We start from the raw sequence: 23878 nt of genomic DNA, 5'->3' as shown, positions 1-23878 counted from the left end.
TTTATATTATTTTGATGGAATTGCTAGTGGCGTGTCTTCACTTACTGGTTCTCCTAAAACTGGAAATCCGTTTGCATCCCAATTAATTTTCTGCATTCTTGGCGATCTTTTATTTCCGCAACCTTCGCCAGGGTTTGAATTGGCGTGGTATAAAATCCAATCTTCTTTTCCGTCTGGAGATTTAAAAAATGAATTATGTCCTGGTGCGTAAACTTTGTTTTTATCTGATTGCTTAAAGATTGGTTCAGGAGATTTTTTCCATGCTTTTGGATCTAATAAATTATCATCGCCATTAAACGATAATAGCCCTAAAGAATAGAAATCTGTCCAACAACCACTTGCTGAAAACACAATGAAAATTTTACCGTTTCTTTCTAAAAATTGAGGCCCTTCATTTACATTTACTTGTGGCGGATTTACATCATCGTGCAAAGCTCCGTGCGTTTCCCAATCGTTTGTTGGTGAAGAAAGCAATACGCGATCACCATCAATTTCTAATGGATTTTTCATTTTAGCAATGTAAATATTTTGCTGACCGTTGGTGTCGCCTTCCCAACCAGCCCAAATCATATAAAGCTGTTTTTTATGTTCAAATACATTTCCGTCAATTGCCCATTTATCTGTTTTAGCAGCGATTTTTCCTTTAAACTCAAAATTTCCCTTAAACGGATCTGATGATTTGTTTTCTAAAACATACATTCTGTGATTGTTGTTGTCGCCATTATCGGCGGCGAAATAACAATACCATTTTCCGTTTATGATATGAAATTCTGGAGCCCAGATTTCTGCCGAATAATTCGTGTTTTTAGGCGGTGTCCAAATGACTTTGCTTTCTGCATTTTTGATATCAGATAGGTCTTTTGTTTTCCATAAAACCAATTTATTTCCGAGTGTATTGGTATAATAATAATACCCTTTGTAATACGTGCTGTATGGATCTGCGCCAGATGGCAGTATTGGATTTTTGAAGGTTTTTTGCTGTGCAAAACCTATTGTTGTGAGCAGCAAAAGGATGATGTATTTTTTCATTTTTGTTTTTTTTTTGTTGGGCTGTTTTTTTTAACGCAAAGACCCAAAGGTTTTTCGCAAAGTTCGCTAAGGTCTTTTCTCAGCTTTGTCAATTCAATCAGCTGAAGAGCGCAAAGTAAATCGCCATTTTTTTGTCATTCCGAGGAACGAGGAATCTCTGCAAGAAACTCTACAAAGATTGGCGATTCACTATATGGAGTTACTCGTGAAGATTCCTCGTTCCTCGGAATGACAAGATTGTGGCAACTATGTATGGGAACTAGTTTCTTTTACTTCCTTTTTCAAGCAAAAAACTATGATCCCATGTGTTTAAAAAATCTTATTTCTGATTCAAAGCATTAATAACTTCTGTGTTAATTTTATTTACCGCTTTAAAATCCATTTTGTCTACTTTTCTGTCGTAAGTCATGAAACCGTTTACTTCTCCTTCAACATCGGTTGTTTGCGTGTAAACTGCTGCTGAAAATCCTGTTTTTACTAAGTTTTTAAGGATTTCAGCGTATTTTACATATTCAGCAGTAACTTCTGCTTGATTTTTAAATTTCACATACCCCCAGTTGTCATTTGCTCTCCATAAATGACCTTCAAGAGGAAGACCGATTCCGCCGTATTCGCCTAAAACAGTTACCCTTCTGGCATCATATAAATACAATTCTGGCGCTGGATATTTGTGTAAATCTAAAATATCTCCTGTTTGAAAGTGATTTCCTCCACTTGAAGAATTAATCAAACGGCTCGGATCGTAATTTTTAGTCCATTCTGTAATTTCAACAGTTTTAAACTGTCCCCAAGCTTCATTAAAAGGAACCCAAACTACGATACTTGGATAAGAATACAAGTGATCCATAATTTCTTTCCATTCTTTTTTGTAGATTTCTTGAGATTTTGGAGTACGCTGTAATTCTGTTCCTTCAAAATACTTTTTATCTTGCCAAATCGGCTGATCGTCACCACTTGGCATATCTTGCCAAACTAAAATTCCTAATTGATCGCAATGTGTGTACCAACGTTCTGGTTCTACTTTTACGTGTTTACGAATCATATTAAAACCTAATTCTTTAGTTTTAACAATATCATATTTTAAAGCTTCGTCAGTTGGCGCTGTGTAAAGTCCTTCTGGCCACCAACCTTGATCTAAAGGTCCGAATTGGAAATAATCTTTGTTATTTAATTGCATTCTCATAACGCCATTTTCATCTCTTTTTGATGAAATCTTACGCATAGCAAAATAGCTTTTCACTTCGTCAACCACTTTATTTTTGCTGATTAAGCGAATTTTAGTCTGATATAAAAACGGACTTTCTGGCGACCATAATTTTGGCGAATTCAAAACAATATCAGCACTTTCGCCTACAACTGCTTTTTCTTTTGCAATTTCATTTCCGTTATCTAAAACTGAAATTTCAACTAAATCTCCAGTATCTGCTCCTTTTACATCAGCTTTAATACTAATTGTGTTTTGATCGATGTTTGGAGTTGTTCTTAAATCTGTAATATTTTTGGCATTTACAGGCTCAATCCAAACCGTTTGCCAGATTCCAGTAACGGGCGTATACCAAATCCCTTCTGGATTTTTAACTTGTTTCCCTCTTGGTTGAGGCCCGTCGTTTGAAGGATCCCAAACTTTTACAACCAATTTTTGAGTGTTTCCTTTTTTAATGAAAGGCGTAATATCAAATGAAAAAGGTGTATATCCGCCAGTATGCGAACCTACTTTTATATCATTAATAAAAATTTCCGTTTTCCAATCAACCGCTCCAAAATGAAGCAAGATGTTTTTTCCGTTCCAGCCCGATTCAATTGAAAAATTGGTTTCGTACCAAAGCTCATTCTTTGAACCAACTTCTTTCATAACTCCAGAAAGACTTGATTCTACCGCAAACGGAACTAAAATCTGTCCATCGTATTTTGAAGGCGCCGCTTTTCCGAATTCCTGAATTTTATAATTCCATAAACCATTTAGATTTTTCCATTGTCCGCGTTCCATAATCGGACGAGGATATTCTGGAAGCGGTTTCTTAGAATCTACTTGTTCGGCCCATTTTGTCTTGATTTTATCTCCTTGCGGTTTCCATTGTGCATTTACTGCCAACATTGAAAACAAGGCTAAAAAAAGGATACTTTTTCTTTTCATATTTTATATTTATTAGGCATTTCTTTTTAAAATCAATGCCATGATGTTTTTCTAAATCAAAATTGAATTACCAGGCTCATATCCACATAAGCCTGGTAACTACTTAAACTAAACTAACTTAACTAACCATATTTTTAATTGTGAATTGTTAATGGTAAATTGTTAATTATGATAAGCTTCTCCTCAAAAACCATCATTAATAATTAACCATTTACAATTCACAATTATTTACCGAATTTCTTCACTAAACTGTCGTATTCTTTTTTAGAGATTGTAATCATGCAGCCGTGACGTACTTTTTCTGGAAGACTGTATTTATCCCAATCGGAGAAAAAAGTGTAGCCTGAAGCTTGAAACCAAGGTCCGTTTAAATTATCTGCAATCGATAATCCGTATGAAACTCCTGGATATTGTTCGTAATACATATACCATATTTTATCATCTGGAGAAGGAATCAACATTGGAGCTTCTCTGAAGTTTGGACTGATAGATTGCTGGGGCAAAGAATAAGGTCCTAAAAGGGATTTTGATTTGGCAATTCGGATTGTTTTTCCTGTTGTCCAATACAAAGTTGGATAAGTTTCGTCTTTAATAATGGCGTAATAAGAATCTCCAACTTTACGAATAAAAACATCGATTGTTCCCATATCCCAATCAAATAAGCGATTTGGCGGTCCTTCAAAAGTTTTTAAATCTTTAGACAAAACATAAAGCGTTCTCTGACTTCTCCAATAACGTTCTCCATCTCCTTTAATTCCTTCTAAATGTGGCGTATGCCAAGTCATAATGAACTTTTGAGAATCCTTGTCGTAATATAATTTTGGAGCGCCAATTCGCTGTAAAGCGTTTGAATAATCTGGCGTACTTTTTAAATCTGGCGTATAATCCGAATGTTTTTTCCAAGTAATCAAATCATCCGAAACCCAAATATTGATTGCTTTTGCATCGTCTCCAGTATTTCCTGCGATGTAATATTTACCGTCTGGACCTTTGCAGATATCAGGATGTCCTTTATATTCTTCAAAAACTCGTTTCCCGCCGTATAAATTTTCCCAATGAAGACCGTCTAAACTTACAGAATAGTACAATCTGCCATAATCGTTGTGCGTCATGTGCGCAAAAAGGTAGGCTTCGTTTTTCGGTTTTTCATTTCCTGAAACTTGCCCAGGCGGATCTGGCTGTTGCGCTTTCGCAGGAAAACCTATCACAATTGCCGTTATTAAAAGAAGTTTTTTTATTGTGTTTTTTTTCATGTTGCTAAAAGTTTTTTCGCCTCAAATTCCACTAATTTTCGCTAATTTTTCTTTGCCACTGATTTTACAGATTAAAATGATTTTTTTTCAAACATAGCTCAAGGTTTCAACCTTGGGAACACGGCGTGCAGAAATTCATTGCGTACCCAAGGTTGAAACCTTGGGCTATTTTTTAATGTTGCAACTAGAAAAAAATCCTTTTCAGTCCTTTTAATCTGTGGCAAAAAAAATAATCTTATTTTCTAATTACCACATTTTCTCATATCTAATTCTTCTTATTCGCCTCAGAAGTCATTTTTTTGATTAAATCTGTTTCGGCTTTTATGTAAGGAGTTCCATCTGTGTGCAATACATCGTGAAACCATAATTTCGGTTCTGCAGTGTAGGTTTTAGTCCAGCTGTCCCAAGCATATTTTGTTTGAGTTTTTCCATCTACAAATCCCCAGTTGATCATACCAACATTGTATTTTCTTGCAAGAGGTAAAAATCCTTCAAAAGTACTTCCGTTTGGTCTTGCCATATATTCTGTACAGATTAATGGTTTTCCATAACGTTGTAATTGTTTTACAACTCTTTCAAAATCTTGCGGTTTGTCATAATTGTGGAAAGAAACAATATCAGATTGTTCAATTTGCATTTTATGCATTGGCTTCATTTTAGCTTCATCGCTCCAATCTCCAACCCAAACTCCAGAAGTTAATGGCTGTGAAGGATTGCTTTCTCTAGCCCATACAAAAACGTCTTTTAAAAGCGGTAAAATCAAATCTACTTTATTTTTGATTTCTACTTTTTCGTAAGATGGTCCAGTCATATTATCTGGTTCGTTCCAAACATCCCAACCTAAAATACGGTTATCGTCTTTGAATTTTGCTACTGTTTCTTTTACATATTTCTCTAAACGAGGATATTGTGTTTTATCTTGAAGCACTTTTTGGCCTGGACTCTGAACCCATCCAGAATTGTGTGTATGCGGTTTTGGAGCACGTTGTTTTCCTAAAGCCGGAAACGGATCCCAACAAGAATCAAACAAAACAAAAAGCGTTTTAATATGATGTTTATCTGCAATTCCTAAGAAAGTATCCATGCGTTTGTAAAGTCCTTCTGGATCTTGCTCATGCAATAAATCGTGCAGATATACACGCATTACATTCATACCAAGACCTTCTGCCCAACCCAATTCCTGATCAATTCTTTTTGGATCAAAAGTATCTTCCTGCCACATCTCTAACTGATTTATAGCTGTGCTAGGAGAATAATTTGCTCCAACTAACCATGGTTGTTTTGCGTACCAATCATTAGCCTGTTCTTTGGTCCAGATTTCTCTTTTTTCAACTGAAGCCGTTTCGGCTTTATTTTCTTCAGGATTACTTTTTTTGTTGTTGCAGCTAAGCAATACTAGTCCTGCCAACATAAATGTCAGACACAATTTTACTTTCTTCATTTCAATTTTGTTATTATGAACAATCGTTCTTTATGATAAGGGAATCAGACTAGCACATCTGATTCCCTCAAAAAATTCAGTTTTTAGTATCCAGAATTTTGCTCTAGATTTGGGTTATTATCTACATCCACTTGTGGAATTGGCATTCTATGGTTTTTACCAACTTTAAAGTTTTTGAAATCAGGATCACGAAGCGAAATTTTATCAACAGAAGCCTGAGAATCTAAGTCTCCCCAACGTTTTAAATCTTCCCAACGAACACTTTCGCCGCACAATTCTAAAACTCTTTCTGTTTTTAAACGCTCTAAGAATAAATCATGATTGTTTCCTATTTCAGGATGCGCAACAGCCAATGTGTTCATGTTTACACGAGCTCTTACCATATCTACATATTGATAAGCCTGAGCAGTATTTCCTAATTCGTTTAAAACTTCAGCATAACGCAATAAAATATCTCCGTAACGAACTAATCTGTAGTTAACTTGGCTGTAATAATCTTCATTATCTCTGTAATAATCACGACTTCCTTTTCTAAACCAAGCCTCATCATTATTCCATTCCCAATTTCTGTTGTATGTTTTATCACCGAAATCAGCTAATAATTGTGGGTAATACAAAGTCCATCTCAAACGAATATCAAGATTTCCGTCTTTGTTTTTTTCTTGCTTGAAAGCATTAACTAACCAAAAACGTGCCTGTCCATCAGACCATCCAATTCCTCTTGGTGCAAAAAACTGACAACGGTTACTAGAAACTGCCGCATTTTGATCTTCTCCAGTTCCTCCTTTTCTTTGATCTCCAAACTGGATTTCAAAAACAGATTCGCTGTTGTTTTCATTTACATCTGTAAAATTGTCTCTGTAGTTAGACACAAGGCTATACTTCGCTCCTGCTCCAGAAATTAAATATTCTAAAGCCGTTTTTGCTTCTGCCCATTTGTGCTGCTGCATATAGGTTTTGGCTAAAAAAGCTTGTGCTGCACCTTTGTCTGGTCTTCCCAATTGGTCTTGTGACCAGCTAGGCGGCAAATCGGCATAAGCCTCATTTAAATCTTTTTCAACTTGAGCCCATATTTCGGCTACTTTTACTTGTTTTGGTAAATCTGCTGGTGTAGATGGATCTAAAACCAACGGAATATCTTCCCAGATTACAGCAGCATAATAGTAATTTAATGCTCTGAAAAACTTAGCCTGAGCTATAATTTTCTTTTTATCATCTTCGTTTTGGAATGTGATATTCGGAACATTTGCTAAAACCTGATTACATCTAAAAATGGCTTTGTAAGTATCTCTCCATGTAACTGAATTTCCTTCCCAAAAGTTATAATTGATATAGTTGAATCTTGTCCAATCTGCTAATTCTGTCCACGGACTCACACTATAACCTTCATCAGAAGTTAAATCTAAACGGAAATACATCCATCTTGCCCAAAGACCATCTTTGTAAAACATGGCATAAATTGAGTTAACACCTGCTTGCGCATCACTTTCCGTTTTCCAATACTGGTCGGTCGTTATATCATTTGGGCTATTTAAGTCTAATTCGTTTTCACAAGCTGTAAAAACAAGACCTAAAAAAGCTGCGGTTATTATTATTATTTTTTTCATTACGCTATTTTTTTAAAATTAAAAGCCAAATTCAACACCAAAAGAATATGTTTTAAGATTCGGGAAAGCACCATTATCAACACCTCTCTCAAAAATATTACCGTTTGTAAATTCAGGATCTAAACCTTTATATTTAGTAATTGTGATAATGTTTTGTGCCGATAACGTTAATCTCGCTCTAGAAATTCCTGAATTTTTCAAGATACTTTGCGGTAAACTGTAGCCAAATCCAATGTATTTAAGTCTGATAAAATCTCCATTTTCTAAGAAACGGTCACTATCTCCTCTAGAATTTAAAGTAGAACCTTTTGTGATTCTAGGAAAATCAGTATTTGGATTTTCTGGTGTCCAAGGCTGAATACCAGCTCTATAGTTACTGTTATCATCAAAACGATCCACAACACTTCTAAATCCGTTGTACACTGTAGCACCATGAGAAGCAATCCAGTTCATAGAAAAATCAAAACCTTTATAATCTGCTCCAGCATTTAAACCCATTTCAAATTCTGGCCATGGGCTTCCAACAATCGTTTTGTCTGTACTTGAAATTTGTCCGTCTCCATTAACATCTTTAAAACGAATATCTCCCGGAACTGCACCTGGCATAATAACTTTCCCATCAGCGCTTTTGTAATTGTCAATTTCTTGCTGATTTTGAAACAATCCATCAGTTTGTAAAACATACCACATACCTACCGGCAAACCAGCTCTTGTGATTGTATTTCCAGAAATGTTTTCATTTTGACCGTTACCTAACGAAACCAGTTTGTTGTTTACTTTTGTAAAGTTGACAGAAGCATTAAATGAGAATTCGTTGATTTTTTTGCTGTAAGCCAATTCCAATTCAAAACCTTTATTTTCTACAGTTGCAGCATTAGAAATTGGATTTCCTCCATCATTTCCTGTGGTTAATAAAATTGGAAAACCAAACAATACATCTTCTGTACGAGCAATAAAGTAATCTGCTGTAAGACGTAAATCGTTATTCAAAACACCAAAATCTACTCCAAAGTTGGTTTGTTTCAATTTCTCCCAACGTAATTGCTCATTTGATAATTTTACTTGAGTTGCAGAAGGATATAGCGTTTGATCTTTACCTAAAACAATCTGTCCGAAATTATTCACGAAGCTTTTGTATTCGTAGTTTCCAATGTTTCCAGAACCTAATTCTCCGTAACTTGCTCTCAATTTCAAGTCTTTAATAAATTCAGATTTAAAGAAAGGCTCGTTACTTACTCTCCATCCTGCAGAAACAGAAGGGAAATTCCCCCATTTGTTTGCATCACTAAATCTTGAAGAGCCGTCACGTCTTAAAACTGCATTCAATAAATAACGGTTATCGTAATTGTATTCAATTCTTCCTAAATAAGACGCAAGTGCAGCTTCATTGATGAAGCCTCCAACTACAGGCGAATTTCCTTGATTTAAAACATCATAATATTGCCCTGTTCCAGAGTTTATCGGAAGATTTCTCTTTTGTCCGTAAATTTGGTCGTATCTGTCTTTTTGAAAAGTCTGACCAACTAAAACTGTTATATCATGTTTTCCAAATTCTTTTTTGAAAGTCAAAGTATTTTCAAACAAAGTCGTTTCCGATCTTCCTTTATTTTGATCTGTGAAAGAAGGATCAATTGGCTGATTTAAAGTCCAGTTTCCAACTTTTCTTAAGAATTTATAAGAATCAAAACTAGTTTCGTATCCAAAATTGAAACGGTATTTCAACCATGGTGCAAATTTTAATTCTGACCAGATATTTCCTCTAATTCTAAAATTTTGATTTGTAGTATTTGCAAAATCAGAAATTGCTAGCGGATTTGTACCAAAAGTATCTGCAACACCTTGTTTACCATATCCGTATCCTCCTGGATTTGAAGGATCGTAAAGCGGAATTGTTGGCGTCATTCTATATACATCAATAATTGGGTTTCCAGCCATTTCGTCTGTTTTCGAATTACTTATCGCTAAGTTTTCTCCGATACTGAAAATTCCCTTTGTTCCGCTTGAGTTTACACGGAATGAAATTCTGTCAAAATCAGTTCCGATCACAGTTCCTTCATTTCCGAAATAATTCGCAGACATAAAGAATGTAGAATTTTCATTTCCTCCAGAAAAACTTGCGTTATAATCCTGAATCATTCCAGTTCTAAAAACAGCATCTTGCCAATCTGTATTAACAGCCATGTTTAGATTTTGTCTTTGAAATCCAGCATTATCATACGCCATGTTGTTTAATTTGGCAAACTCTTCAGTTCCCATTAAATCGTAACGTGGCATTACTGTAAAACTGCTTTTTGCTGAAACTTCAACCTGAAGCGGTCCTTTTTTACCTTTTTTAGTAGTAATGATGATTACACCATTTGCTGCTCTAGATCCGTAGATTGCTGCTGCAGAAGCATCTTTTAAAACCTGAATAGATTCGATGTCATTTGGATTAAAATCTCTGTTTGCTGAAGTTACCAAACCATCAATTACATATAATGGATTAGTGTTTTGCAGATTTTTAAGACCACGAATTTCCACGCTTGCTTCTTGCCCTGGACGTCCGCCACCGCGAACTTTAACTCCAGTAACTAACCCTTGTAATCCGTCTGCAACTGTAGTAACCTGACGTTTCTGAATTTCGTCTGCTTTTACCAAAGAAACAGCTCCCGTAAGGTCTTTTTTCTGTTGTGTACCATAACCTACAACAACTATCTCGTCTAGTTTCATTGCATCTTCCTGCAAAGTAACATTGATAGAGGTTTGGTTATTTATGGCAATTTCTGTCGTTTTGTAGCCTTGCGAACTAAAAACTAATGTCTGATTTCCTGCTGCGGCGATTTTAAAACTTCCGTCAAAATCTGTAGCGGTACCATTTTGTGTTCCTTTTATTAAAACGTTGGCAAAAGGAATCGATTCTCCTGTTGCGCCTGTAACTTTTCCCGTTATGGTTATTTGTTGGGCAAAAGCCGGCTGCAGTAATAAACTAAAGAAAACTAAGAGGTAATATCTCTTCGTTAAAAAGTGAGTGAGCTTTGTTTTCATTGAAATTTGCATTTTAGATAGTTTTATTTCTTTTGTGGTTTGGTTTACGAATATTCATTTTTTAATCATCCGGAATGCGAACAAAAAAAGAATTAATATTCTCTTCTAATAATAAATTGTTCATTTTGTTTCAAAATTATTAATGGTTTGGTTTTTCAAACTTTATTTTATTGATAGTATATTTTTAACCTTAAAATTTTATCAATATCATTTATTTGAAAATTCAAAGTAGACGCTTTTTATTCAAAATAAAATGCTTCATTTGTGTCAATATCTCTTTCAAATGATTCAAATTGCATAAAAACAATCAATAAATGCGAGACTTGCAACATTTTGTAGAATATTGACACGATTTAGAGAAATCATAATTTTATCATAAAAAAGACAACTATGCGTAAATTCTTTCTTTTTTTATTTCTTAGCATTTTTTCGATAAATTTTTCGAATGCTCAAGATTATTATTTCAAACATTTTCAGGTTGAAGAAGGACTTTCTAACAATACAGTTTTAACCTCAATACAAGATAATGACGGCTTTATGTGGTTTGGAACTAAAGATGGTTTAAACCGTTTTGATGGTTATCGCTTTAAAACTTATAGAAGCAATGGAGACCCGATACATAGTTTGGGCAGCAATTATATTCAGTCTATGCATGAGTATGATGATACGATTTGGGTAGGAACAGATAAAGGTTTGTATCATTATGATAAAAAACAAGATCGTTTTACAGTTTTAAACGAAGCCATAAATGATCGTATAAATGACATCAATCACGACCAAAAAGGCAACATTTGGTTTCTTTCTGGCAACATTTTGTATAAGTATGCACCAAAAAAGAAAGAAACAACTACGTTTAATACCAATAAATACTTTCCGACAACATCTATAGCACGCGATCCAAAAGGCGAAATTTGGGCATCTTCATACAATAAAATCTATCATTATTCTGAAGAAAACCTTTCTTTCGAGAATTTTCCTTTAAATCCGCCAGCTAATAAAGCTAATTTTAGAATCACCATCATTTTTGTTATCGATAGTGAAAATATTGCAATTGGAACGCAAGATCACGGAATTCTGGTTTATAATCGAAAAACTAAAGTGACTAGCGAATTAAAATTTGACGTTAGAGAACCCGTTTTTGTGCGTCAGTTTAAGAAGAGAGGAAATGACGAACTCTGGATTGCAAGCGAATCTGGCGTTTATGTTTATAATTTGAAAACCAAAACGGCAGTTAATCTTACCAAAAATTACAATGATCCGTACGCCATTTCAGATAATGCCTCTTATTCTATTACAATTGATAAAGAAGACGGAATTTGGATTGGAACTTATTTTGGTGGAATCAATTATCATCAAAAACAATATACTCAGTTTAAGAAATATTTTCCGCAGAAAGGTCAAAACTCCATTAGCGGAAGCGCTGTCAGAGAAATTCATAAAGACGAACAAGGCGATTTATGGATCGGAACTGAAGATGCGGGCGTAAACCGTTTTAATCCGAAAACAAAAAAATTTACTTCTTATTTGCCAAACGGAAGTAAAAGCGGTGTTTCTTACTATAATATTCATGCTTTGCTTCCTAGAAAAGACAAAATCTGGGTTGGAACTTTTGAACATGGTTTGGATGTTTTAGACAGAAATTCTGGCGCAGTTGTGAAACATTACAGCGCGAATGACCAAAAAAGCGGACTTCAGAGTAATTTTATTTTTTCTTTTTATGAAATGAAAAATAAAGATCTAATTGTCGTTACCACAAGAGGATTGTATCGTTATAATGAACAAGCTGATAATTTTGAGATTCTGAAATTCTTTCCAGAAACCTATCATTATACCAATTTTAAAGAAGATAGCGACGGAAATCTCTGGGCAGGAAGTTATCGCGACGGACTTTTATTTTACAATCCGAAAACAAAGAAAAAAGAGGTTTTTATTTATGATTATAAAAATCCGAAAAGCATTAGCAACAATACAATTAATACCATTTTTGAAGATAGTTCTAATAATTTGTGGATTGCGACAGAAAATGGTTTAAATCTCGTAGATCGCAAAACACACGCTTTCAAAAAAATCACAACCAACGACGGAATGCCAAGTAATGTTTTCTATTCTATTTTAGAAGACGATGCTAAAAATCTTTGGCTAACAACTTCTAAAGGTTTAGTAAAATTTGGTCCAGATCATAAAACGATTAAAATTTTTACAACGGCAAATGGATTGTTGAGCGATCAGTTTAATTACAATTCGGCTTTTGAAGATACAAATGGAGATATGTATTTTGGAAATCTGAACGGAATGATCAGTTTTAATCCGAAACATTTCAGCAAAAACAAATACACGCCTTTTATTTATATTACTAATCTTCAGATTAACAATAAAGATATCGAAGTAAATAGTCCCGACTCGCCTATTGAACAATCTATTTCTTTTCTTGACGAACTGGAATTAAATAACAGTCAATCGTCTTTTAATCTCGAATTTGCATCTTTAAACTTTACCGCTCCAGAATTGACCGAATATTGGTATCAGTTAGAAAATGTCAATAATGACTGGGTTTATTTGGGCAGAAACAACAAAGTGTTTTTTACCGAACTTGCGCCTGGAGATTATGTTTTTAAAGTAAAATCGCTAAACAGTTTTGGCGTTTGGAGTAAAGAAGTTAAACTTAAAATTAGAATTCTTCCTCCGTTTTATGCCAGTACTTATGCGTATTTACTTTATTTTGTGTTAATCTGCGCAGGTTTTTATTACATCATTCGTTATTCTCAAAATCTTACTCAGATCAAGAATAACCGTAAAATAAAGCATTTAAATGACGAAAAAGAGAAGGAAATTTACCAAGCCAAAATTGACTTTTTTACGAATGTAGCACACGAAATTAGAACGCCTTTGACTTTGATTAAAGGTCCGCTTGAAAAACTTTTAGGTTTGAATCATGAATTGGAAGAAGTGCCACAACATCTTTCTATTATGAAAAAAAATACCTCTCGTTTATTGAAATTGGTGAATGAATTATTGGATTTTAGAAAATCTGAAATTGGCGGACTAAAATTGACTTTCGTCGAAGCGAATATTTCTTCTATGGTTCGGAATTTCCATTTGAGATTCAGCCAGTTAATTGAAGAACGCGAATTGGAATTTAATTTAGAATTGGGAGAAAAAGACATTCACGCTTTTGTAGACAAAGAAGCTTTTAAGAAGATTTTGAGCAATTTGATTAATAATGCCATTAAATATTCGAACAAAAAAGTTTCGATTTCTTTATTTAGAGATGAAAAGAAACTGACTTTAATTGTAAAAAATGACGGAAAAATTATTCCTAATCATTTAAAAAATAAAATTTTCGAACCATTTTTTAGAGTTGATGAAAATAGCACCGCTTCTGGAACCGGAATTGGGCTTTCACTTGCGCATTCTTTGGCGCAATTACACAACGGAAGTTTAGAATTAGTTGCCGATTCTACTTATAATATTTTTGAATTGGTAGTTCCGCTTCATCAGGAAGAAGAATTTATGTTTTATGCCGATTCTGAAAAAGAACAAACGGAAAACGAAACGCCAAAAGAACCTGTTGAAATTAAAAATGAAAAACCTCAGATTTTGGTTGTTGAAGACAATGAAGATCTTTTGAGTTTTATTACGACCGAATTGGCAACAACTTACGCCATTTTAAAAGCAGAAAATGGTGAAGAAGCATTAAAAATCATTCATAATGAAAATGTTCAACTCGTAATTTCTGATGTTACAATGCCTGTTATGGACGGAATTACGATGTGTAAAAAGATTAAAACGAATCTCGAAACCAGTCATATTCCTGTAATTTTATTGACGGCTAAAAACTCTTTAAAATCACAAATTGACGGACTTGAAGTTGGTGCTGACGCTTACGTAGCAAAACCTTTTTCTATGGATTATCTGAAAGTGCAAGCCAATAATTTGATTGAAAATCGAAGACAAATCATGAATTATTATGCGAGTTCTCCGCTTTCGCACATTAAAAGCATCGCACATAATAAAACTGACGAAAAATTCTTGAAAAAATTAGACGATGAAATCCTTAAAAACATTACAGATCAAGATTTAAGCGTAGAATCTTTGGCAGAAATCATGAACATGAGCCGTTCGACTTTATACAGAAAAATTAAAGATATTACGAATTTGAGTCCGAACGAATTAATTAATATAGTGAGACTTAAAAGAGCTGCCGAATTATTATTAAACGAAAACTATAAAATGTACGAAATCGCAGAAATGGTTGGTTATAAATCGCAAACCAGCTTTGGGCGAAATTTCCAAAAACATTTTAATATGTCGCCATCGGAATATATTCAGGCAAACAGGTAATGTGTTAATGTGCCAATTAGGAAATTAGATAATGTAAACAGTTGACAAATTATCTAATTTCCTAATTGACACATTTCCTAATTATCTAATTCCCAGCAACTGATACAATTCATCTTTTTTATTGAGAGCTGCAGAAATAGTTTTCCCGTCAATCAATTCAATCATATTTCCGTTCAAACTTCTCACGGCTTCAAGATTTAGGATAAAAGAACGCTGAACGCGAAAGAACATTGGCAATTTCAGCACTTCTTCCATAGATTTTAAAGTTCCTAAAGTGGTATACGAAGCGCCATTAATTACAAATTTCAAATAATCTCCTTGCGCTTCTACATAAAGAATTTCATTCAATAAAATCTTAATCAGTTTTCCTTCTGATTTAATAAAAATACGATCCGAATTGATTTGATGAACCGAAGTTGTTTTCTTTAACGAAAGATATTCTTTGGCGCGATTAACAGCTTTTAAAAAACGGTCAAAACGAACAGGTTTTAAGAGATAATCTGCCGCGCCTGTTTCAAAACCTTCTAAAGCAAAATTTCTATGCGCTGTAATAAATATAATAACAGGCTGTTTTGTAAGCGATTGAGCCAATTCTAAACCAGTAAACTTTGGCATTTCGATATCACTGAAAACAATATCGATTTCATTTTCTTCCAAATAAACTAAAGCTTTTGCAGATTCTCCAAAAGAAGCTTTTAATTCTAAAAACGGAACTTCGGCAATAAAAGATTCAATAATATCTCTTGCAATTGGTTCGTCATCAACGATTAAGCATTTAAACTTTTCCATTATTTTCTTAAAACGATTTTTAAATCGACTTTAAATGTGTTTTCAAGTCTTTTAATTTCTAATTCGTACTGATTTGGATACAACAATTCTAAACGTTTACGTGCGTTTTCGATTCCTATTCCACCAAAACTAGACTCATTTATTTTTTCTTCCAAATCATTTTCTAAACTAAACCAAAAAGTATTATTTTCAATTTTAATATTTAGTTTTATAAAGGAATTTTTGCTTTTTAAACCATATTTAAAAGCATTTTCAATGAAAGTAAAAGTCAGTAATGGCGCAACAAAATGTCCGGCTGTTTGTCCTTCAATATGAACTTGAATATCTGTTTTTTCATCATAACGCATTCTTTCTAAAGCGATATAATTTTTAATGAAATCTAATTCTTTTTCTAAACGAACAATTTCTGTATTCGATTCGTAAAGCGTGTAACTCATAATATCCGAAAGGTTCAGGATTATTTCTGGAGCCAAATTGTCTTTTCGAACTGTCAATCCGTAAAGATTATTCAAGGTATTAAATAAAAAATGCGGATTTAATTGTGCTTTTAGAAAGTCTTTTTCGATCTGAATATTTTGAATTTCTAAAGCCGTTTTCTCTTTTTCAATCTGAAATTTTTTATGGTAAAGTTTTGCAATTTCAACCAGAATTTTAGCGAAACAAAAAGGTGAAAGAAGTGAGATAATTATAATACTCTGCGAAAGCATTCTTTTTAGCGAAACTGCTTCAAGAAAGCTTTGTTCTGCACTCATTTTGATTACGCCTTTTAATTCTCCAAATGTAATTTCGAATCCTAAAACATTATAAAACAATGAAATAAAATAAGTAACCGCCATCCAAACAAAAATAGAAAACGGAAAAAGAAGCACTAATAGAATGATATTTTTGGTTTTATTTCCTGAAAAAATCTTGGGAAGCAACAGATAAAAAATCATGTAAAAGACAATAATATTTACCATTGCCATTCGAATGGTCAATAAAACTGCATCAAAATAAATTAAATGATACCCAATTACATAACTTAAGAAAAGTAGTATTGAAAATCCAGACCACATCAAAATATGCAGTAAAATTCGATTTCTTTTGGTAAAGAAGTGATCAAAATTGAGCGAAGCAATTTTATCTAAAAAATATCCCGAAGTTGATGTGGTATTTGGCATGTAAAATAAAGGTGAAAACAGTTTCAAATATAACTTTAATTTGGCAGGTTTTATAAAATTCTAATAATTGCATTTATCAAATTAATCGTGTTATGGCCTAGAATAGAATAAATAAGATTTCCCGAAAACTGTCTCAAAACACCAACACTCAATGACGATATTAAGGTCAAATAAATCATTGTTAGAATGTCAAATTTTAAATGAAAATCCTGATCTAAAATCGCTCCGTGAGAAACTCCAAATAAAATGGTAACGATTACAAAAGACCAACCAAATTGAACACCGCGATAGTTCCATTTTGGCGCAAAAGCTTTATCTAAAAGCCATAAACAGATTCCTCTAAAAAGAATTTCTTCTGTTAAACCTGGCATTGTTGCCTGAAAAAGAAAGGTTTCTAAATCGAATGTTCCGCCTTTTGGAAATAAGATTAATTTGAAAATAATATCAAACAAAGTAAATCCGCAGAAAACAAGCAAACCGAATTTTAATTGTTTTCTTGAATTGGTTTTAGCAGTAAATCCAATTTTGATTCTTTCTTCTTTTGAAACTGAAAAAATAATGCTTAATCCTAGAATTAAACTTAAAAATTTTCCAGCCCAATTGAACTTTAAATCTAAAAAATCGAGATTAATAATTTGTTTTCCTGAAGCTTGAAAAAACACATCGACAAGAAAATAAAGAATAAAAAAGGCTAAATATTTAAAGTTTGTTTTTTCAGTTTTAAAATGAGCAATAATGATGAAAGGAGCAATTAATAAGATCCAAAGAAGTGGCGTAAATAATGACATATTTTTGATTTTTAAAGTTTTAATTTGAATCAAAAGTATATCGAGTGTATATAAATTAAAATTGTTGTCGGTAGAACAAACAATCTGTTCGGTGAAAATGTGATTTTATCCGATAAAGCTTTTTTTGTAACGCAAAGATCGCGAAGGTTTTTCGCAAAGAATTAAAGTTTTTTCTAAGCTTTACATTTTATTTTTAAGTTCTCAAAGAATTATACTTTGAATAAACTTGAAACCTGAAACCTGAAACTTAAAACTTGAAACAGATAAATATCTTCAAACAAAAAAGCTCTAAATCTAAACTTAGAGCTTTTGTTATTTGTATAGCACCTTAAATTAATCCCACTGATTTTTATTAGAAACTGCATATTTACCAGCTCCAGTAAAGAACAAAGCAAGAGCACCAAAAAGGTAAAGTGCTAATAATTCTAAAGCATAACCTCCGTGTTCGCTGATTGTGAAAATTTCTTGAGCGTGAGCTGTAGCAACTGCCACGACACAAGTTATAGCAAGAAGAATTGCGGCAATTCTAGTTCTAAATCCGATTAGAATGGCGATTGGCGCTAAAACTTCTCCAATGTAAACGGCATATCCAAATGCGCCCATATTTTCTACAAGGAACGAAATTCCTTGAATCAGTTTAGAAACTCCATGAAAAAGCATTAATCCACCAGTACTGATGCGCAAAAGCAATAATCCGAGGTCTGTGTTTTTTGAAATCATAAATAAATGTTTTGTTTAGGTTAAAATTTAAATACAAATTTGGCTTGTAAGGCGACTAAAATACAAAAATTTGTTTTCCCAAAACAATATTATTTAAAATTGTTCTAAATAACCTTTTCTAAGCTATCATATCGGCATTTATCAGCTTAAAATTTTATTGCAATTTTTCCAATTGTTCTTCCAGATTCTAAAAGTTCGTGTGCTTTTTTTAGATTTTCGGCTGTAAATCCATCTAATGTTGTGTTTAAAGTCGTTTTCAAAATTCCATCATCAAGCAAATCAGCAACAATATTTAAAATGTTGTGCTGTTCGACCATATCTTCTGTCTGGTACATAGAACGTGTGTACATTAATTCCCAAGAAAAAGAAACACTTTTACTTTTAAGTTTTGTTAACGCAACAGGATCGCTACTTCCTGTAATTGAAGCAATATGTCCTTGCGGTTTAATCAATTCTACCATTGTATCCCAATACGCATTGGTATCTACAAAATCTAAAATAAAGTCAACATACTCAAAACCAGCTTCGTGAACTGAAGAAACCAGATCTTTGTGATCCACAATAAAATCAGCGCCTTGCTGTTTGCACCATTCTTTGGTTTCTAAACGCGACGCTGTTGCAATAACAGTTAAGCCGGCTATTTTCTTAGCCAATTGAATTGCAATAGAGCCTACTCCGCCTGCTCCGCCAATTATTAAAATAGATTTTCCTTTGTCTTTTTCAGCACTAATTCTGATTCTGTCAAATAAAATTTCCCAAGCTGTTAAAGCTGTCAACGGAATAACCGCCGCTTCTTCAATAGTTAATGATTTAGATTTTCTTCCGACAATTCTTTCATCAATAATCTGATATTCGGCATTGCTTCCTTGTTTGGTAATATCTCCAGCATAATAAACTGGATCTCCAACTTCAAATAAAGTAACATTTTCTCCGACCGCTTGTACAATTCCAACAGCATCCCAACCAATGATTTTTGGAGTTTCTAAAACGGTATCTTTTACGCTATTCTGACGAATTTTAAAATCGACTGGATTTACCGAAATCGCGTCAATTTTTACTAATAAATCGTGAGGTCCAGGTATTGGTTTTACGGCTTCAAATTCGATAAAACTTTCTGGGTTTTCTATAGGTAATGAGGTTTTAAATCCTATTGCTTTCATGTTTTTAAATTTTGGGTTTAAAATATACTAACAAAGATACAAGCTGTTTAAATGTTAGAATTGGTATATATTGAGTCTATATTTGTACAAATTCTACATTTTTTTTAAACACATAGAAACATAGATTTTTTATTTTGAATAAGAATAGAAAGAAACTAGTTTCTCTCACATAGCCCTCATTGTTTGTCATCCTGACGAAGGAAGGATCTCCACAAGAAACTCTACAAAGATTGACAATTCGCTATGCGGAGCTACTTACGAAGATCCTTCCTTCGTCAGGATGACAAAACTATCGTGTTAGAAATCCCGACAACTATGTGCATTCAAATAAGTGAAACGCCTTTCATCGTAAAGAAAAACTATGTTTCTATGTGTTTAAATAAAACTTTAAATTTGCTAAAAACACCTCAAAATGAATATCAGAAAAGCTACGATATCCGACTCAAAATATATTGCTCCTATATTATTATTAGCAATGGAAGAAATCATTTATAAATTTATTGCTAAGAAAGATTACGCTTCCGCGAAAGAGTTTCTGGAACATTTCATCGGAAGAGAAAACAATCAATATTCTTATCAAAATTGTTATGTTGCTGAAGAAAATAATGAAATCATTGGGGCTGTAAATATCTATAAAGGTTCTGATATCGAAAGATTACGAAATCCAATAATTGAATTTGTGAGGGAAAATTATAATCCTGAATTCGATCCTGAATTTGAGACAAAAGAAGGGGAATTTTATATCGATTCTTTAGGCGTAAATCAAAATCATCAAGGAAAAGGAATTGGATCAAAATTACTTCTATTTTTAATTGATGATTTTGTATATCAAAAAAACGAAACTTTAGGTTTATTGGTTGAAGAAGATAATCCGTTGGCAAAAAACCTTTATTTAAAACTCGGATTTAATGTTGTAGGAGGAAAAACTCTGGTCGGAAAAAAACTGGATCATCTTCAAATAAGTCCGAAATAACGAATCATAAAAATATAATTTGAAGGCATTCAAAAAACAGATTAAATAATTTTTGTCGGCTTTTTAAGCATTTTATCGATAATTTTAAACAATTTGAAGTTCATTCTGTCGTTATTACAAAATGACCGGACGATTTTTCTTTATTTTCCAAAAAGAATTCGTTTAATAAATCGAAATAAAAATTAATATTTAGAATGAAAAACATAACCATACTAGAAGCAGGTTTAATTTTAAGAATAGTTTTAGCAATCACAATGCTTTCGGCAGTAGCTGATCGATTTGGAATTTGGGGAGCGCCTGGCTCAAACGGCGTTGCTTGGGGAAATTGGGAAAACTTCGTTATTTATACCAATACTTTAAATCCTTATGCAAATAAATCTACCGCAGAAATTCTGGGCGCAATCGCTACTTTTTTAGAAGTTTTACTGAGTTTATTGCTCTTATTCGGATTTAAAACAAGACTTGCTGCTTTAGGAACTGCTTTTTTATTGTTCTTTTTTGGATTTGCAATGGCAGTTTCCGTTTCTGTAAAAGCACCTTTAGATTATTCGGTATGGACAAGCGCAGCGGCGGCATTATTGCTGGCTAATATTGGTAAATCCTCTTTTGCTGTAGACAATCGCATATAGTTTTTGGTTGTTAGTTGATGGTTGTTCGACATCCAAAAACTTTGTCAAAGTTTAAAACTTTGACAAAGTTATTCGCATCAAACACATTAGTTAAAAACTAAAAAATAAATCTACCAATAAGAAACCATCAACCATCAACTAAAAACCAAAAACTATTTTTTAAGGTATATTTAAGTTCATGAACAAATTTGTATTCGTAAATTAGCAAATACAAAAACATATCTTAAATGACAATACTTACCTTTACGCTGATTATGATTCTGGGCGCTTTTTTAGCTGGCTTTATCGGTTCATTATCAGGCTTAGGAGGTGGAATTATCATCATTCCGCTTCTTACGATTATTCTCGGTGTCGACATTCATTATGCTATTGGAGCCGCTTTAGTCTCCGTTATCGCAACCTCTTCAGGCTCTGCAGCAGCTTATGTAAAAGAAGGAATTACAAACATGAGAATGGGAATTTTTCTTGAAATCGCCACTACTATCGGAGCCGTTTGCGGTGCCTTACTTTCTACCGTTGCTCCTACTTCTTTTATAGCCGTTCTATTCGGTTTAACGTTGATTTTTTCTGCTATTAATTCACTTCGAAAGAAAGAAGAACATATTGTATTAGAATCTAGTCCATTAGCTAAAAAATTAAAATTAGAAGGAACTTATCCAACGCACGATGGCGAAGTAGTAAAATATGGAACTAAAAACGTAATTGGCGGTTTCAGTATGATGGGAATTGCTGGAATGATGTCTGGCTTACTAGGAATTGGTTCTGGCGCTTTTAAAGTAATTGCAATGGACAACATTATGAGAGTTCCGTTTAAAGTTTCGACTACTACAAGTAATTTCATGATGGGCGTTACAGCAATGGCGAGTTCTGTAATTTATATTCAGAAAGGATATATTGAACCTGGAATATGTATGCCTGTTGTAATTGGAGTTCTTTTTGGAGCAATGGCGGGAGCGAAAATCTTAGTGCGAACAAATCCGAAGAAATTGAGAATCTTTTTTGCCTGCCTGATTTTTGTTTTGGCAGTAAATATGATTTATAACGGACTAAATGGAAAAATCTAATATGGTACAAGAAGAAAAATTTGGAGAAAAAGATTTTCAAACCATTATCGGAAACTTACTTCGTTATGGCGTTTGGATTTCGTTATCAGTTGCTTTTATTGGCGGAATCGTTTATTTAATAAATCACGGAAGCCAAATTGAAGATTATTCTGTTTTTAAAGAAAATGACCGTAATATATTTGAAGTAATCGCTGCCATTTATAAAGGAGCAATTCAGGGAGATGGAGCATCATTAATTTTTACGGGAATCATTTTCCTATTTTTAACTCCAGTTCTGCGTGTTTTATTATCGCTTTTTTCGTTTTTACTGGAAAAAGATTATCTCTATGTTGGCATTACGCTGATCGTAATTCTGATTATTATTATAAGTATTTCATTCGGTTTCTCACATTAACTTGGCTGTAAGCTATAAGCTTTAGGCTATAGGCTTGCAAAAAAGCTTAAAGCTTACGGCTTAATGCCTAAAGCAAAAAATAAAAAATATGGAAATAGGAATAGACAGTTTTGCTTCGGCAATGTATGGTGATAACAACACTTTGAGCAATGTTGATGCTATGGAACAATTACTGCAAAGAATTGAATTTGCAGATCAAGTCGGTCTTGATGTTTTCGGAATTGGAGAACATCATAAAAAAGAATTTTTAGATTCTGCAACGGCTGTTATTTTGAGTGCAGCGGCGGCAAGAACAAAAAATATAAGATTAGCGAGTGCGGTTTCTGTTTTAAGTGCCGCAGATCCTGTTAGAGTCTATCAAAGTTTTGCGACTTTAGATTTGATTTCGAAAGGAAGAGCAGAAATTGTAGTCGGTCGCGGATCTTCTATTGAAGCTTATCCCCTTTTTGGTTATAATTTGAATGATTATGATGCGCTTTTCAGCGAAAAATTAGAATTGCTTCTAAAGATTCGCGATAATGAGTTTGTGACTTGGCAAGGAAAATTTCGTCCCGAAATTAACAATTTGCCCGTTTATCCCAGAGCTTTACAGGAAAAAATGCCCATTTGGCTTGGAGTTGGCGGAACACCAGAATCTTTTATTCGAGCAGGTTCACTAGGACTTCCTTTAATGGTGGCTGTCATTGGCGGGCAAACACATCGTTTTAAACCTTTGGTCGATTTATACCGTCAAGCGGGAAAAGCAGCGGGCTACAAACCAGAAGAATTAAAAGTCGGATTGCATTCGCCAGGTTATATTGGTGCAACTACGGAAAGTGCGATTGAAGATTATTATCCAGGTTATGCCGAATTATGGACCAAATTAGGTTATGAAAGAGGCTGGCCTCCTGTAACAAAAGGCAAATTTGATGGCTTAATTGATGATTTAGGAGTTCTAATTGTAGGAAGTCCAGAACGTGCCGCAGAAAAAATTCTTCGTCACAGTGAAGCACTCGGAGGTGTTGACCGATTTACTTTCCAAATGGATAATGCAGGATTAACCCACAAACAATTAATGAATTCAATAGAATTAATTGGAACAAAATTGATTCCGCTGATTAGAAAGGGATAATTTTTTTATGCCACAGATTAAAAGGATTAAAAAGGATTTTTTATCTTTTTATCTTGATTTTTGATTTTTGAATAACGTCCAGCTTTAGCTGTATGTACATATAAGCGAAATTCAAAAGGCTTTAGCCAAACTAGTACAGTTTGGCTAAAGCCTTTTTTAATCTTAATTTGTTACCTCCAGTTAAAACTGGAGGCAATTCAAAAAAAACAGTTTATCAAAAAACCTCAGTACCTTTGAACCTCTGAGCCTTTGAACCTCAAA

Annotated in this window: 17 protein-coding genes; 6 read left to right on the top strand and 11 right to left on the bottom strand. The window is 33.6% G+C overall.

Annotated elements, in window-relative coordinates:
- Window positions 1–6 precede the first annotated feature (6 nt).
- The 6 genes from NYQ10_RS13835 to NYQ10_RS13810 form a co-directional block, all read right to left on the bottom strand.
- The gene (locus NYQ10_RS13835) at window positions 7–1029 is read right to left on the bottom strand and encodes a glycoside hydrolase family 43 protein (protein WP_289876928.1); all 1023 of its coding nucleotides are present in this window, start codon (window positions 1027–1029) and stop codon (window positions 7–9) included.
- Window positions 1030–1348: 319 nt separating this feature from the next.
- Complete coding sequence (locus NYQ10_RS13830; protein WP_289876927.1) at window positions 1349–3163, bottom strand: glycoside hydrolase family 2 protein; 1815 nt, start codon at window positions 3161–3163, stop codon at window positions 1349–1351.
- 224 nt (window positions 3164–3387) lie between these two features.
- Window positions 3388–4416 carry a glycoside hydrolase family 43 protein gene (locus tag NYQ10_RS13825; protein WP_289876926.1) on the bottom strand — a complete coding sequence of 343 codons (1029 nt, stop codon included), beginning with the start codon at window positions 4414–4416 and terminating at the stop codon, window positions 3388–3390.
- Window positions 4417–4681: 265 nt separating this feature from the next.
- The gene (locus NYQ10_RS13820; protein WP_289876925.1) at window positions 4682–5857 is read right to left on the bottom strand and encodes a cellulase family glycosylhydrolase; all 1176 of its coding nucleotides are present in this window, start codon (window positions 5855–5857) and stop codon (window positions 4682–4684) included.
- An 83-nt stretch (window positions 5858–5940) separates the two neighbouring features.
- Window positions 5941–7464: a RagB/SusD family nutrient uptake outer membrane protein gene (locus tag NYQ10_RS13815; RefSeq protein WP_289876924.1), complete on the bottom strand. Its 1524-nt coding sequence runs from the start codon at window positions 7462–7464 to the stop codon at window positions 5941–5943.
- Window positions 7465–7482: 18 nt separating this feature from the next.
- Window positions 7483–10488 (bottom strand): SusC/RagA family TonB-linked outer membrane protein, encoded by a 3006-nt coding sequence (locus NYQ10_RS13810; protein ID WP_289876923.1) that lies wholly within the window; start codon window positions 10486–10488, stop codon window positions 7483–7485.
- Between the two features lie 390 nt (window positions 10489–10878).
- On the opposite strand from NYQ10_RS13810, the gene NYQ10_RS13805 reads away from it, so the two are divergent.
- Window positions 10879–14829, top strand: a complete 3951-nt coding sequence (locus NYQ10_RS13805) for a two-component regulator propeller domain-containing protein (protein ID WP_289876922.1) — start codon at window positions 10879–10881, stop codon at window positions 14827–14829.
- 81 nt (window positions 14830–14910) lie between these two features.
- On the opposite strand, the gene NYQ10_RS13800 is transcribed toward NYQ10_RS13805, so the two are convergent.
- The 5 genes from NYQ10_RS13800 to NYQ10_RS13780 all read right to left on the bottom strand — a co-directional run bounded on the left by NYQ10_RS13800 (window position 14911) and on the right by NYQ10_RS13780 (window position 19446).
- Window positions 14911–15618 carry a LytR/AlgR family response regulator transcription factor gene (locus NYQ10_RS13800; RefSeq protein ID WP_289876921.1) on the bottom strand — a complete coding sequence of 236 codons (708 nt, stop codon included), beginning with the start codon at window positions 15616–15618 and terminating at the stop codon, window positions 14911–14913.
- Window positions 15618–16778: a sensor histidine kinase gene (locus tag NYQ10_RS13795; protein WP_289876920.1), complete on the bottom strand. Its 1161-nt coding sequence runs from the start codon at window positions 16776–16778 to the stop codon at window positions 15618–15620. Before NYQ10_RS13795 ends, NYQ10_RS13800 begins: the two co-directional genes overlap by 1 nt.
- A 50-nt stretch (window positions 16779–16828) precedes the next feature.
- Entirely contained in the window at window positions 16829–17566 is a 738-nt protein-coding gene (locus NYQ10_RS13790) for a CPBP family intramembrane glutamic endopeptidase (RefSeq protein WP_289876919.1), read from the bottom strand.
- Window positions 17567–17899: 333 nt separating this feature from the next.
- Window positions 17900–18286, bottom strand: a complete 387-nt coding sequence (locus tag NYQ10_RS13785; RefSeq protein WP_289876918.1) for a DoxX family protein — start codon at window positions 18284–18286, stop codon at window positions 17900–17902.
- Between the two features lie 146 nt (window positions 18287–18432).
- Entirely contained in the window at window positions 18433–19446 is a 1014-nt protein-coding gene (locus NYQ10_RS13780; RefSeq protein WP_289876917.1) for a zinc-binding alcohol dehydrogenase family protein, read from the bottom strand.
- A gap of 412 nt (window positions 19447–19858) precedes the next feature.
- Between NYQ10_RS13780 and NYQ10_RS13775 the strand changes: the two genes are divergently transcribed.
- The 5 genes from NYQ10_RS13775 to NYQ10_RS13755 all read left to right on the top strand — a co-directional run bounded on the left by NYQ10_RS13775 (window position 19859) and on the right by NYQ10_RS13755 (window position 23617).
- Window positions 19859–20419: a GNAT family N-acetyltransferase gene (locus NYQ10_RS13775; RefSeq protein ID WP_289876916.1), complete on the top strand. Its 561-nt coding sequence runs from the start codon at window positions 19859–19861 to the stop codon at window positions 20417–20419.
- A gap of 194 nt (window positions 20420–20613) precedes the next feature.
- On the top strand, window positions 20614–21048 hold the full coding sequence (locus NYQ10_RS13770; RefSeq protein WP_289876915.1) for a DoxX family membrane protein: 435 nt from the start codon (window positions 20614–20616) through the stop codon (window positions 21046–21048).
- Between the two features lie 227 nt (window positions 21049–21275).
- Window positions 21276–22112 carry a sulfite exporter TauE/SafE family protein gene (locus NYQ10_RS13765; RefSeq protein ID WP_289876914.1) on the top strand — a complete coding sequence of 279 codons (837 nt, stop codon included), beginning with the start codon at window positions 21276–21278 and terminating at the stop codon, window positions 22110–22112.
- Window positions 22099–22506 carry a DUF1634 domain-containing protein gene (locus tag NYQ10_RS13760; RefSeq protein ID WP_289876913.1) on the top strand — a complete coding sequence of 136 codons (408 nt, stop codon included), beginning with the start codon at window positions 22099–22101 and terminating at the stop codon, window positions 22504–22506. Before NYQ10_RS13765 ends, NYQ10_RS13760 begins: the two co-directional genes overlap by 14 nt.
- Before the next feature lie 88 nt (window positions 22507–22594).
- The gene (locus NYQ10_RS13755) at window positions 22595–23617 is read left to right on the top strand and encodes an LLM class flavin-dependent oxidoreductase (protein WP_289876912.1); all 1023 of its coding nucleotides are present in this window, start codon (window positions 22595–22597) and stop codon (window positions 23615–23617) included.
- The last annotated feature ends 261 nt before the right edge of the window (window positions 23618–23878 follow it).

The organism is Flavobacterium johnsoniae (genome assembly GCF_030388325.1).
GTDB classification, from domain to species: Bacteria; Bacteroidota; Bacteroidia; order Flavobacteriales; family Flavobacteriaceae; genus Flavobacterium; species Flavobacterium johnsoniae_C.
Note: the sequence above shows the minus strand (reverse complement) of the source record. Positions and strands in the feature narration are given on the sequence as shown.